Source organism: Kitasatospora sp. NPDC057940 (assembly GCF_042887425.1).
In the GTDB taxonomy this organism is placed as follows: Bacteria; Actinomycetota; Actinomycetes; order Streptomycetales; family Streptomycetaceae; genus Kitasatospora.
Genome location: NZ_JBHVPH010000027.1, coordinates 85,074 through 98,190 on the forward strand (window position 1 = coordinate 85,074; position 13,117 = coordinate 98,190).

Annotated in this window: 8 protein-coding genes; all 8 read left to right on the forward strand. The window is 73.5% G+C overall.

Features of this window, described 5'->3' with window-relative positions:
- Positions 1 to 70 precede the first annotated feature (70 nt).
- The 8 genes from ACFVTF_RS30890 to ACFVTF_RS30925 all read left to right on the forward strand — a co-directional run bounded on the left by ACFVTF_RS30890 (position 71) and on the right by ACFVTF_RS30925 (position 12,972).
- The gene (locus tag ACFVTF_RS30890) at positions 71 to 229 is read left to right on the forward strand and encodes a hypothetical protein (RefSeq protein WP_159398431.1); all 159 of its coding nucleotides are present in this window, start codon (positions 71 to 73) and stop codon (positions 227 to 229) included.
- 134 nt (positions 230 to 363) lie between these two features.
- Complete coding sequence (locus ACFVTF_RS30895; protein WP_387817568.1) at positions 364 to 3,405, forward strand: AAA family ATPase; 3,042 nt, start codon at positions 364 to 366, stop codon at positions 3,403 to 3,405.
- Positions 3,406 to 3,954: 549 nt separating this feature from the next.
- Positions 3,955 to 6,888: a putative bifunctional diguanylate cyclase/phosphodiesterase gene (locus tag ACFVTF_RS30900; protein WP_371522670.1), complete on the forward strand. Its 2,934-nt coding sequence runs from the start codon at positions 3,955 to 3,957 to the stop codon at positions 6,886 to 6,888.
- 333 nt (positions 6,889 to 7,221) lie between these two features.
- The gene (locus tag ACFVTF_RS30905; RefSeq protein WP_387817569.1) at positions 7,222 to 9,075 is read left to right on the forward strand and encodes an acetolactate synthase large subunit; all 1,854 of its coding nucleotides are present in this window, start codon (positions 7,222 to 7,224) and stop codon (positions 9,073 to 9,075) included.
- 36 nt (positions 9,076 to 9,111) lie between these two features.
- Positions 9,112 to 9,636 carry an acetolactate synthase small subunit gene (gene ilvN / locus ACFVTF_RS30910; RefSeq protein ID WP_030302941.1) on the forward strand — a complete coding sequence of 175 codons (525 nt, stop codon included), beginning with the start codon at positions 9,112 to 9,114 and terminating at the stop codon, positions 9,634 to 9,636.
- Positions 9,637 to 9,752: 116 nt separating this feature from the next.
- Entirely contained in the window at positions 9,753 to 10,751 is a 999-nt protein-coding gene (ilvC, locus tag ACFVTF_RS30915; RefSeq protein ID WP_063347727.1) for a ketol-acid reductoisomerase, read from the forward strand.
- Positions 10,752 to 10,988: 237 nt separating this feature from the next.
- Positions 10,989 to 12,578 carry a phosphoglycerate dehydrogenase gene (gene serA, locus ACFVTF_RS30920; RefSeq protein WP_387817581.1) on the forward strand — a complete coding sequence of 530 codons (1,590 nt, stop codon included), beginning with the start codon at positions 10,989 to 10,991 and terminating at the stop codon, positions 12,576 to 12,578.
- 232 nt (positions 12,579 to 12,810) lie between these two features.
- Positions 12,811 to 12,972 carry a hypothetical protein gene (locus ACFVTF_RS30925; RefSeq protein ID WP_350887612.1) on the forward strand — a complete coding sequence of 54 codons (162 nt, stop codon included), beginning with the start codon at positions 12,811 to 12,813 and terminating at the stop codon, positions 12,970 to 12,972.
- Positions 12,973 to 13,117 lie beyond the last annotated feature (145 nt).

Genomic DNA, 13,117 nt, shown 5'->3' on the forward strand with positions numbered 1-13,117 from the left:
CACCCCCCGCTGGGAGAGGAAGCTCTTACTCGACAGCGAAACGCAGTGAAACCCACAGGGGGAACCGAAAGTGATCGAGTACGAGCTCATCCAGCAGCACGCCCACGAGCTGGCCGTCCGCGCCGAGCACGAGCGCCTGGTCCGGGAGGCCAAGGAGGGACGCCGCCTGCGGCAGCGTCCGGTGGCCGCCCGCTTCCAGCGGCGCCCCGCGCGCCAGCGCGAATGCTGACGGACCGGCACCACGACGGTGCCGAGGGAGTTTCGGAGGGGGAGGCGCAGCAGGGGAGCGCCTCCCCCTCCGGGCGTTCGCCAGGGGAGATAACCCCTCGGCCCGCCACCTCCGGCTATGGCATGCTCGCCTCCATGCAGCAGATATCGGTGAGTCCCGTCTTCGTCGGCCGCGGCAGCGAGATCACCGAACTGACCGACGCGCTGCGCCGGGCCGGCTCCGGCAGCCCGCAGGCCGTACTGATCGGCGGCGAGGCGGGCGTCGGCAAGACCCGGCTGCTGGAGGAGTTCCTGCAGCGGGCCGCCGCCGGGGGGGCGGTCACCACGCTCGGCGGCTGCCTGGAGATCGGCGCCGAGGGCCTGCCGTACGCCCCGCTGGCCGCGGCGCTGCGCCGGCTGCACCGCTCGCTGGGCGCCGAGCTGGAGGCCGCGGCGGCCGGCAGCGAGGGGCACCTGGCCCGGCTGCTGCCCGAGTTCGGCGAGGCCGACGGCGAACCCAACGACGAGTACGGCCGGGCCCGGCTGTTCGAGCACACCGCGAGGCTGTTCGAACGGCTCGGCGCGGAGCGTACCCTCGTGTTCGCCGTCGAGGACCTGCACTGGTCCGACCGCTCCACCCGCGAACTGCTCGCCTTCCTGGTCCGCACCCTGCACCGGTCCCGGGTGCTGCTGGTCGCCACCTACCGCTCCGACGACCTGCACCGCCGCCACCCGCTGCGCCCCTTCCTGGCCGAGCTCGAACGGCTGCGCACCGTCCAGCGGCTGGAGCTGGAGCGGTTCGGCCGCGGCGAGGTCGCCGCCCAGCTGGCCGGCATCCTCGGCACCGCCGACCCCGACCGGAAGCTGGTGGACCGCATCCACCGCCGCTCCGAGGGCAACCCGTTCTTCGTCGAGGAGCTGGCCACCGCCTTCGAGGACGGCTGCGGCGCCGGGCTCACCGACTCGCTGCGCGACATCCTGCTGGTCCGGGTGGAGAGCCTGGACGAGGAGGCCCAGCGGGTGGTGCGGATCGCCGCCGAGGGCGGCTCGCACGTCGAGCACGCCCTGCTGGCGGCCGTCCTGCACGACGACGAGGAGGCGCTGATCGAGGCGCTGCGGGCGGCCGTCGGCGCCAACATCCTGCGCCCGGACGGCGAGGGCGAGGGCTACCGCTTCCGGCACGCGCTGGTCCGCGAGGCGGTCTCCGACGACCTGCTGCCCGGTGAACGGCACCGGATCAACCGCAAGTTCGCGCTCGCCGTGGAGGCGAAGCCGCAACTGGTCTCCTGCGACGCCCTGCCCGCCCGGCTGGCCAACTACTGGTACCACGCGCACGACCCGGCCCGCGCCCTGCCGACCGCCCTGGACGCCGCCCGGGCGGCCCGGCGCCGCAACGCCTTCGCCGAGCAACTGGGCATGCTGGAACGGGCCCTGGAGCTGTGGGACATGGTCTCCGAGGAGGTGCTGGCGCACACCCTGCGCCCGTACGACTGGGCCGAGACCTACCCGCCCGGCTCCTGCGACCACAGCACCGCCGACGGGGACTGCGACCGGATCCAGTTGGTCGACGTGCTGGCCGAGGCGGTGGTCGCGGCCCGGCGCTGCGGCGACCGCGAGCGCGGCCTGAGCCTCGCCAGGCGGGGACTGCGGCTGGTCGACGAGGCCGTGCACCCGGTGCGCGCGGCCTGGTTCCGGATCAACCGGGCCCGGATGCTGGGCAATCTGCGCCGCTCCGGCGACGACGAGGAGATCCTGCACGCGCACCGGCTGGTCGACCACCTGCCGCCGTCCGCCGTCCAGGCCGAGGTGTTCGCGCTCGGCGCCGGGGTGGCGATGCTCAAGAAGCCCGGCCCCGAGCACATCGAGCTGGCCGAACGGGCGATCCGGATCGCCCAGGAGGTCGGCGCGCACTCCGTCGAGGTGCACGCCCGGATGACGCTCGGCGGCCTGCGCTACGACGTGCACGGCGACGCCGACGGCGGGCTGGCCGAACTGGCCGGGGCGGTCGAGGCGGCCCGCCGGCTGGGCGTGCCCGACCTGCTGCTGCGCGGCGTCAACAACCTGGCCAGCATGCAGCGCGGGGTGGGCCGGGCCGAGGAGGCGGTGGTGCTGGCCCGCGAGGGCCTGGTCTACGCGGACGGCAACGGCCTGCTGCGCAACATCGGCACCATCCTGACCGGCAACCTGGCCGAGGCGCTGACCGACCTGGGGCGGATCCGGGAGGCCGCCGAGGTGCTCGACGCCTGCGAGCTGACCAGCCTGACCGGCACCCACGCCGAGTTCCTGGACCGGATGCGCGGCGACCTCGCGCTGCTGCGCGGGGACCTGGCCGGCGCGGCGACCATGCTGGCGCAGGCCCGGTCGGCCAACCGGGTCGGCCAGCTCCAGCACAGCGTGCCGATCAGCCGGCTGGCGGTGCGGATCGCCGCGCTCGCCGGGCGGCCGCTGGAGGCCCGGGAGGAACTGCTCGCCGCGCTGGCGGAGGAGGGGCGGCTCGGCCACGAGTCCGACGTGTACCCGCTGCTGGTCGAGGCCGCCACGGTGGAGGCCGACAACCGGGGCCTGCCGGAGGCCGCGGCGGGCCGGGCCGAGGCGCTGGCCGCGATCGCCGCGCGGGCGGCCCGGCTGCGGCCGCGGGCGCCGGTGCACCACGGCTGGGCCCGGCTGCTGGAGGGCGAACTGGCCCGCGCCGAGGCCGCCGACACCCCGGAGCAGTGGGCGGCCGCGGTCGCCGCGCTGCGCCCGACCGGGCTGCCGTACCCGCTGGCGGTCGCCCTGCTGCGGGCCGGCGAGGCCGAGGTGCTGGCCGGGCGGCGCGAGGCCGGGGCCGAACTGCTGCGCGAGGCCCGGGAACTGGCCACCGTCCGGGGCGACCGTCCGCTGCTGGCGGAGGTCGCGGGCCTGGCCGACCGGGCCGGGCTGACGCTGACCCCGGTGGCGGCCGCGCGCCCGGCCGCCGGGCCGGCCGCGATCCCGCCCGCCGGGGAGTCCTTCGGCCTCACCCCCCGTGAGCGGGACGTGCTCCGGTTGCTGGCGCGCGGCTGGAGCAACCGGCAGATCGCGGAGGAGCTGTACATCTCTCCGAAGACCGCGAGCGTGCACGTTTCCAACATCCTGGGCAAGCTCGCGGTCGCCGGCCGGGGTGAGGCGGCGGCGCTGGCGCACCGGTTGCGGCTGTTCCCGGACGATCCGGCGTAGGCCGGACCGGACCCGGGCCCTGTCCGGCCCGGGCCTCCCGCTGACCCGTGCGCCCGGCGCCGGGCCCCCGACCGTCTCCGGACCGGGTGGCCCGGGGCCGGGCGCCGTTGCGTGCTCCCGTGCGCGCCGCGTGAGCCCCCGGCCGCGCGCCGCCGCCAACCGGGCCGATCCGCCGGAATCGGGTGTATTTCCCCACTCCCTCGCCATTACTCTAAGTTGAGTGCATGTGTCATTGAGTGACGGATTTGGTGTAGGGTCCCGATCGGGAACATCGGTGCGGTGTGGTGACCGGAAGGCCGCCCACCCCCTGGGCCTCCGTCCTGACGGGGCGCCAGGCCACCGCGTACGGGCAAGAGGCGCGCGGCCGGTGGCCCGTGGCCGGGGCGCCAGGCCCCGGGCCGGAGGGGGAGAGGCCGAGTGAGCTCCACCGATACGGTGCTGCCCGGGGCCGGACGGCCGGGCGTGCCACCCGCCGACGCGTCCGAGCCCGACACGTCCACGCCCGGCGCGGCCGCGGCCGGCGCGTCCGCCCCCGGTCGGCGCGGCCCGCTGTGCCGGCTCCGGGAGAGCCGGACGCTGCCCGGCCTCGTCCTCGGCGCGCTCTGCCTGGCCTACGCCCTGGGCGCCGCCACCGGCTGGGGCTCCTACCAACTCTCCATCTTCATGGGCGACTTCGGCCTGGCCGCGGCGGCGCTCGCGGCCGCGCTGTCCTGCCTGGTGTACGGCTGCACGGCCGGCGGGCGCGCCCGCCCGGCCTGGCTGCTGTTCGGCCTCTCCTCGCTCATGGTGGCCTGCGGCAACGGCACCTGGGGCTGGTACGAACTGGTCGCCCGCAGCCCGCTGCCGCAGGACTCGCTCGCCGAGTACGCCTTCCTGCTGTTCTCCCCGCTCGCCATCACCGGCGTGCTGGTGCTCGCCCAGCGCCCGCGCTCGGCCGCCGGCTGGCTCTGCCTGCTGCTCGACGGCTGGCTGATCGCCGGCTCGCTGTTCACCCTCAGCTGGAGCCTGGCGCTCGGCCGGATCGCCGCCGGCGAGGCCGGCTCGCCGCTGCGGCTGGCCCTCAACCTGGCCTACCCGGTCCTGGACATCCTGCTGGTCAGCCTGGTCGTCGGGCTGCGCTTCGGCGGCCGGGACGGCAACCGGGCGGCCGTGCACACCGCGATGGTGGCGCTGGCCGTCACCGTCCTGTGCGACGCCCTGTTCACCTCCCCGGAACTGCGCAGCAGCTACCGCTCGGGTGAACTGCTGGACGCCGGCTGGTTCTCCGGCAGCCTGCTGCTGGCCTGGGCGCCGTGGTCGCCGCGCTGGCGCCGCCCGCTGCGCGAGCACCCCTCGGCCGGAGGCCTGCCGCGCCGCCGGGTGGCCACCACCTTCAGCGCGCTCACCCCGTACGCGGCCGCCGCGGTGTGCACCGCCGGGATCCTCTACAACGCCCTCGGCGGGCGGGAGTTGGACCGGGTGGTGGCCGCGGCGGCCTGCACCGTCGGCCTGGCGCTCATCCTGCGCCAGGGCGTGATGCTGCTCGACAACCTCTCGCTCGCCCAGGAACTCGCCCACAAGGAGGCGCACTTCCGCTCCCTGGTGCAGGGCTCCAGCGACGTCATCATGATCGCCGGTGCCAACGGCGTGCTCTCCTACGTCTCCCCGGCCGCGCTCGGCGTCTACGGGCGGGACCCGGAGGAACTGGTCGGCGGCAACCTGCTGGACCTGGTCCACCCGGAGGACGTGGACCGGGTGCTCGCCGAGGTCCGCCGCTACCTGGCGAGGGTCCGGCTCACCGCCCACCGCTCCCCGGGCACCGCCGAGCCGTCCGCCCGGGTGGAGTGCCGGATCAGCTCCGGCGGCGGCGAGTGGCTGCACGTCGAGTCGACGGTCAGCCGGCACCGCGACGGCCTGATCCTCAACAGCCGGGACGTGACCGAACGCGTGATACTCCAGGCCCAGTTGCAGCACAACGCCTTCCACGACCCGCTCACCGACCTGCCCAACCGGGCGCTGTTCGCCCAGCGGCTGCGGGCCGCCCTCGGCGCCCGCGGCCAGCAGGGCGAGGGCGGCGCCGGGGTCGCGGTGCTCTTCCTCGACCTGGACGGCTTCAAGGCGGTCAACGACACGGCCGGCCACCAGGTGGGCGACGAACTGCTGGTGCAGGCGGCCCGCCGGCTCCAGGGGGCCGTCCGCTGCGGGGACACCGTCGCCCGGTTCGGCGGCGACGAGTTCGCCGCGCTGGTCTGCGGCCCGCTCGGCCGGCTCCAGGTCCAGGAGCTCGCCGAGCGGCTGCGGGTCGCGCTCTCCGAGCCGTACTGGATCGGCGGCGCCGAACTCGGTGTCGCCGCCAGCATCGGCATCGCCTTCGGCACCCCCGAACGCGGCCCGGCCGCCGACCCGAGGGCGGCCACCGACGAGCTGATGCGCAACGCCGACCTCGCGATGTACCGGGCCAAGTCCGAGGGCAAGGGCCGGGTGGTGCTCTACAACCCCGCGATGCGGGCCGATCTGGAGCGCCGCACCGAACTGGAGGAGCGGCTGCGGGCCGCCGTCCGCGAGGGCGGCTTCACGCTGCTCCACCAGCCCGTGGTGGACCTCGCCAGCGGCGCGGTGACCGGCGTCGAGGCGCAGGCCCGCTGGCGCTCGGCGGGCGGCCTGCTGCTCACCCCGGCCGAGTTCCTGCGCTCGGCCGACCACGGCGACGCGGCCACCCGGTTCTCCCGCTGGCTGGTCCAGGAGGCGGTGATGGCCGCGGCCAACCGGCGCGGCCAGTCCGGCCGCAGCCGCAGCGGCCCCGCGCCCGTCCCGGTCGCGGTCCGGCTCTCCACCGAGCGGCTGTGCTCGCCCGGCCTGTACGAGACGGTGGCCGCGGCGCTGCGCGACAGCCGACTGCCGGCCGGCGAACTGGTGATCGAGGTGGCCCGGATGGGCCCGGACTCGCTCGCCGACGAACTCGGCCGCCGGCTGGCGGCCTTGCGCCGGCTCGGGGTGACCACCGTGCTGGCCGGCTACGGCGCCGGCAGCGGCTCGCTCGGCGAGCTGGCCCGGCTGCCCCTGGACGGCCTCAAACTGGACCGCACGCTGGTGCAGGACCTCGGGGAGTCCGCGCTCAGCCGCACGCTCGCCGGGCACGCCCTGCGGCTCGGCCACGACCTCGGCCTGGTCACCGGCGCCGAGGGGGTGGACCTGCCCCGCCAGGTCGCCGCGCTCCAGGAGCTGGGCTGCCGGCAGGGCCAGGGTTCGGCCTTCGCGCCGCCGCTGGACGAGACCCGGCTGCGCCGGGCGCTGGTGCGCCGGGGCTACCCGCTGCCCAGGCCGCTCGGCTCGGTCTCGGCCCGGCGCGCGTACCTGGCCGCGGAGGCCCGGACGGGTGGCCGCGGGGAGGGCGGCGGGGGACGTGTCGTGCATCACCACGGTGCCCCCGACCTGCCCGAACGCCGCGCGGTGACCGGTCCAGGGCAGGGTCCGCATGGCGAGACGGTCATCCCACCTGCTTGACACGCGCCCCCGGACAGGAGGAGGGTCGTTGCCATGCGCACCCGAATTCTCGTACTTGGCGGGCGCGTCGGCTGAGCGGGCTCACACGCCCCGCTCGTAACAGACCGACGCGCCACCCCTCGCATGCCCTTGGCACGAGGGGTTTTTTGTTGCACTGACGCTGTTCCACCACCGCAAGACCCCTGGCTCCGACCGCCCGATCCGCTCCGTTTCCCGGGGAGGAAGCGGGACGATTGGGGCAGAGCCGGCGATCGGCCCGAAACCGGGACCCCACCCTCGCACCACCGGGGCCCGCAACCACCGGGCCGGCACATTCCGAGAAGAGACAGGCAGATGACTGAGCACGCCGCATCCCCCCGCCGCGGGGACGCCACGGCCGCCCACGCTCCCGCTCCCCAGCACGTCGTCGAAACCATGACCGGCGCCCAGTCGCTCATCCGCTCGCTGGAGGCCGTGGGCGCGGACACCGTCTTCGGCATCCCGGGCGGGGCCATCCTTCCCGCGTACGACCCGCTGATGGACTCGGCCAAGGTGCGCCACATCCTGGTCCGGCACGAGCAGGGCGCAGGCCACGCCGCCACCGGCTACGCCCAGGCCACCGGCCGGGTCGGGGTCTGCATGGCCACCTCCGGCCCGGGCGCGACCAACCTGGTGACCCCGATCGCCGACGCCTACATGGACTCCGTGCCGATCGTCGCGATCACCGGCCAGGTCTCCTCCAAGGCGATCGGCACCGACGCCTTCCAGGAGGCGGACATCTGCGGCATCACGATGCCGATCACCAAGCACAACTACCTGGTCACCGACCCCGACGAGATCCCCCGGGTGATCGCCGAGGCGTTCCACATCGCCGCCACCGGCCGCCCCGGCCCCGTCCTGGTTGACATCGCCAAGGACGCCCTCCAGGCCACCACCACCTTCCGGTGGCCGGTCGAGCTCTCGCTGCCCGGCTACCGTCCGGTCACCAAGCCGCACGCCAAGCAGATCCGCGAGGCCGCGAAGATGCTGGTGGGCGCCAAGCGCCCGGTGCTGTACGTCGGCGGCGGCGTGATCAAGGCGCAGGCCACCGCCGAGCTGCGGATCCTGGCCGAGCTGACCGGTGCCCCGGTGGTCACCACCCTGATGGCGCTCGGCGCCTTCCCCGACAGCCACCCGCAGCACCTGGGCATGCCCGGCATGCACGGCTCCGTCCCGGCCGTGACCGCGCTGCAGAAGGCGGACCTGCTCTTCACCCTCGGCGCCCGCTTCGACGACCGCGTCACCGGCAAGCTGGACGGTTTCGCCCCGTACGCCAAGGTCGTCCACGCGGACATCGACCCGGCCGAGATCGGCAAGAACCGCCCGGCCGACGTGCCGATCGTCGGGGACGCCCGCGAGGTGCTGGCCGACCTGATCGTGGCCGTCCAGGCCGAGTTCGACGCCGGCCACAAGGGCGACTACTCGGACTGGTGGGAGAAGCTCGACGCGTGGAAGAAGACCTACCCGCTGGGCTACGAGCCGGCCCCGGCCGGCCGGCTCTCCCCGCAGCAGGTCATCGAGCGCATCGGCCGGCTCGTCGGCCCGGAAGCCATCTACGCCGCGGGCGTCGGCCAGCACCAGATGTGGAGCTCGCAGTTCATCCGCTTCGAGAAGCCGGGCACCTGGCTCAACTCGGGCGGCGCGGGCACCATGGGCTACGCCGTCCCGGCCGCGATGGGCGCCAAGGCCGGCCGGCCGGACACCGCGGTCTGGGCCATCGACGGCGACGGCTGCTTCCAGATGACCAACCAGGAACTCGCCACCTGCGCCCTGAACGACATCCCGATCAAGGTCGCGGTCATCAACAACGGCTCGCTCGGCATGGTCCGCCAGTGGCAGACGCTGTTCTACAACCAGCGCTACTCCAACACCGTGCTGCACGCGGGCCCCGACCACGACGGCATCGCGCCGCCGGCCCAGGGCACCCGGATCCCCGACTTCGTCCTGCTGTCCGAGGCGATGGGCTGCGTCGGCCTGCGCTGCGAGCGCCCCGAGGACCTGGACGCCGTCATCAAGCAGGCGATGGAGATCAACGACCGCCCGGTCGTCATCGACTTCATCGTCCACCAGGACGCCATGGTCTGGCCGATGGTCGCGGCCGGCACCAGCAACGACGAGATCCAGTTCGCCAAGGGCGTCCGCCCCGACTTCGGCGACGACCTCGACTAACGCCCCCCTCCAACTCCAGAGCGCCTGAGGAACCCCATGTCCAAGCACACCCTCTCCGTCCTGGTCGAGAACAAGCCCGGCGTGCTCGCCCGCATCGCCGCCCTGTTCTCCCGTCGGGGCTTCAACATCGACTCCCTCGCCGTCGGCCCGACCGAGCATCCGGACGTGTCCCGGATGACCATCGTGGTCAACGTCGAGGACCTCCCGCTGGAACAGGTCACCAAGCAGCTCAACAAGCTCGTGAACGTGATAAAGATCGTCGAACTCGACCAGTCCGCTGCGATCCAGCGGGAACTGGTCCTGGTGAAGGTCCGCGCCGACAACGAGACCCGGTCGCAGATCGTCGAGATCGTCCAGCTGTTCCGTGCCAAGACGGTCGACGTGTCCCCGGACGCGGTGACCATCGAGGCCACCGGAAGCTCGGACAAGCTGGAGGCCATGCTCCGGATGCTGGAGCCTTACGGCATCAAGGAGTTGGTCCAGTCCGGCCTGGTCGCCATCGGGCGCGGCGCCCGTTCGATCACGGACCGCTCGTTGCGCGCCCTCGACCGCAGCGCCTGAGCACCCCCGAGACGCCGGCCGTCTCACACCCTGAAGCACCGCCCCACACCCACCGCCGGTACGCCTACCGTAGAGAGCGCGTACCCGGCAACCACCACGCAAGGAGATGTGCCCCCGTGGCCGAGCTGTTCTACGAAGACGACGCCGACCTGTCCATCATCCAGGGCCGCAAGGTCGCGGTCATCGGCTACGGCAGCCAGGGCCACGCCCACGCGCTGTCCCTGCGCGACTCCGGCGCCGACGTCCGGGTCGGCCTGAAGCCGGAGTCCAAGTCCCGTGCCAAGGCGGAGGAGGCCGGCCTGCGCGTCGTCACCCCGGCCGAGGCCGCGGCCGAGGCCGACGTCATCATGATCCTGGTGCCGGACCCGATCCAGGCCGACGTGTACGAGGCCGACATCGCCCCGCACCTGAAGGCCGGCGACGCCCTGTTCTTCGGCCACGGCCTGAACATCCGCTTCGGCTTCATCAAGCCCCCGGCGGACGTCGACGTCTGCATGGTCGCCCCGAAGGGCCCGGGCCACCTGGTCCGCCGCCAGTACGAGGAGGGCCGCGGCGTCCCCGCGATCGTCGCCGTCGAGCAGGACGCCTCCGGCAAGGCCTTCGACCTGGCGCTGTCCTACGCCAAGGGCCTGGGCGCCACCAAGGCCGGCGTCATCAAGACCACCTTCACCGAGGAGACCGAGACCGACCTGTTCGGTGAGCAGGCCGTCCTCTGCGGTGGCACCGCCGCCCTGGTGAAGGCCGGTTTCGAGACCCTGGTCGAGGCCGGCTACCAGCCGGAGATCGCCTACTTCGAGTGCCTGCACGAGCTGAAGCTCATCGTCGACCTGATGTACGAGGGCGGCCTGGAGAAGATGCGCTGGTCGGTCTCCGAGACCGCCGAGTGGGGCGACTACGTCACCGGCCCGCGGATCATCACCGACGCCACCAAGGCCGAGATGCGCAAGGTCCTCGCCGAGATCCAGGACGGCACCTTCGCCAACACCTGGATCGCCGAGTACAAGGCCGGTCTGCCCAAGTACAACGAGTACAAGAAGGCGGACGAGGACCACCTGCTGGAGACCACCGGCAAGAAGCTGCGCTCGCTGATGAGCTGGGTCGACGACAAGGCCTGAACCGGCCTCGGGCTCTGTCCGATTTTGTAACTTCCTTGTACAAGTAGGCTGCTCCCGTCCGGGTGATTTCGCCGGACGGGAGCAGCCTGGTACCCAGCCCGTCGATACACTCCGAGTGCGCGTCAGGCCCACAGCGTCGTGCGTCTACCTACGCGGCATGCCACCTTCCCCCCGCCGTCCACGCCACCCACGTGCCGGGGGGAACCGCAGAGTTAAGGACACACTGTCGTGAGCACTGTGACATCCAAAACCGCCGTCGTCCTGATCGCCGAAGAGCTGTCGCCCGCCACCGTCGACGCCCTCGGCCCCGACTTCGAGATCCGCCACTGCAACGGCGCCGACCGCACCGAGCTGCTCGGCGCGATCGCCGACGTCGACGCGATCCTGATCCGCTCCGCCACCAAGGTCGACGCGGAGGCGCTGGCCGTCGCCCGCAAGCTCAAGGTGGTGGCCCGGGCCGGGGTCGGCCTGGACAACGTGGACGTCGCCGCCGCCACCAAGGCCGGCGTGATGGTCGTGAACGCGCCGACCTCCAACATCGTCACCGCCGCCGAACTCGCCTGCGGCCTGCTGATCTCCGTCGCCCGCAACATCGCGCCGGCCAACGCCGCACTCAAGCAGGGCGAGTGGAAGCGCAACAAGTACACCGGCGTCGAGCTGAGCGAGAAGACCCTCGGCGTCGTCGGCCTCGGCCGGATCGGCGTCCTGGTCGCCCAGCGGATGTCCGCGTTCGGCATGAAGATCGTCGCGTACGACCCCTACATCCAGGCCGCCCGCGCCGCCCAGATGGGCGTCAAGCTGGTCACCCTGGAGGAGCTGCTGGAGGTCTCGGACTTCATCACCGTCCACCTCCCCAAGACCCCCGAGACCATCGGCCTGATCGGCGACGAGGCGCTGCACAAGGTCAAGCCGACCGTGCGCATCGTCAACGCCGCCCGCGGCGGCATCGTGGACGAGGAGGCGCTCGCCAACGCCCTGCGCGACGGCCGGGTGGCCGGCGCCGGCCTGGACGTGTACGCCAAGGAGCCCTGCACCGACTCCCCGCTGTTCGGCTTCGACAACGTGGTCGCCACCCCGCACCTGGGCGCCTCCACCGACGAGGCGCAGGAGAAGGCCGGCATCGCCGTCGCCAAGTCGGTGCGCCTGGCGCTGGCCGGCGAGCTGGTGCCGGACGCCGTCAACGTCCAGGGCGGCGTGATCGCCGAGGACGTGCGCCCGGGCCTGCCGCTGGCCGAGAAGCTCGGCCGGATCTTCACCGCGCTGGCCGGCGAGGTCGCCGTCCGGCTCGACGTCGAGGTCCGCGGCGAGATCACCCAGCACGACGTGAAGGTGCTCGAACTGTCCGCGCTGAAGGGCGTGTTCGAGGACGTGGTGGCGGAGACGGTGTCCTACGTCAACGCCCCGCTGTTCGCCCAGGAGCGCGGCGTCGAGGTCCGCCTGACCACCTCCAGCGAGAGCGTCGAGCACCGCAACGTGATCACCGTCCGCGGCACGCTCGCGAACGGCGAGGAGATCGCCATCTCCGGCACCCTGGCCGGCCCGAAGCAGACCCAGAAGATCGTCGGCGTGGACGCCTTCGACGTGGACGTCGCGCTCACCGACCACATGGCCTTCTTCAAGTACGAGGACCGCCCCGGCGTGGTCGGCGTGCTCGGCCGCCACCTCGGCGACGCCGGCATCAACATCGCCGGCATGCAGGTCGCCCGCGACGGCGGCGGCGCGCTCGCCTCCATCACCGTGGACAGCCAGATCCCGCAGGACGTGCTGTCGGCGATCGCCGCCGAGATCGGCGCCCGCTTCGCCCGCTCGGTCGACCTGGGCGCCTGAGCCCGACGCCCCCCGGGTGGCTCCCGTCTCAGATACTAGGAAATCCAAGTATTCGTGCAGACACGGCCCGGGCCCGGTCGTACCGTGGAAGGGCGATACGGCGTGCCGACCCTGTAGACAGGGCGTTCGGCCCGTGTCCGCGTGCGCCTTCACGGGCAGGCGATCCCTGCCCCCGCGCGTACCCCTCCCCTTCCCGCGCCCTCTTCGGGGCGCCGCTTCCAAGGAGCCCGGTATGCCCCTCACCGCCGACCGCCACGCCACCCCCACCCCCGCCGCCACCCCCGTCCGCGCCCCGCGCCGCCGCCGGGCCGCCGAGCGGAACCCCTTCGCCGCCGCCGCCCTGCAGCGGGCGCTGGACCGCCGCGACAACGGCGGCTCGACCGGGCACCTCTGACGGGGACCGCCGGCGGGACCGTCCGTCAGGTGCTGTCGGGCGGCGCCCCCGGCGGCTTCGCCGGCCCGGCCGTTCATCCGCCGAATAGGCCGCTCGGGCTGCCGCCAGGTCACCCGGTCGAGTGCAACCGGCGTCCGTCCGAGGG

What these genes read in the sequence shown, in the direction of transcription:
- ACFVTF_RS30895 (WP_387817568.1), top strand. Translation starts at nt 364, where the DNA reads ATGCAGCAGATATCGGTGAGTCCCGTCTTCGTCGGCCGCGGCAGCGAG.
- ACFVTF_RS30905 (WP_387817569.1), top strand. Translation starts at nt 7,222, where the DNA reads ATGACTGAGCACGCCGCATCCCCCCGCCGCGGGGACGCCACGGCCGCC.
- ilvN (WP_030302941.1), top strand. Translation starts at nt 9,112, where the DNA reads ATGTCCAAGCACACCCTCTCCGTCCTGGTCGAGAACAAGCCCGGCGTG.
- ACFVTF_RS30925 (WP_350887612.1), top strand. Translation starts at nt 12,811, where the DNA reads ATGCCCCTCACCGCCGACCGCCACGCCACCCCCACCCCCGCCGCCACC.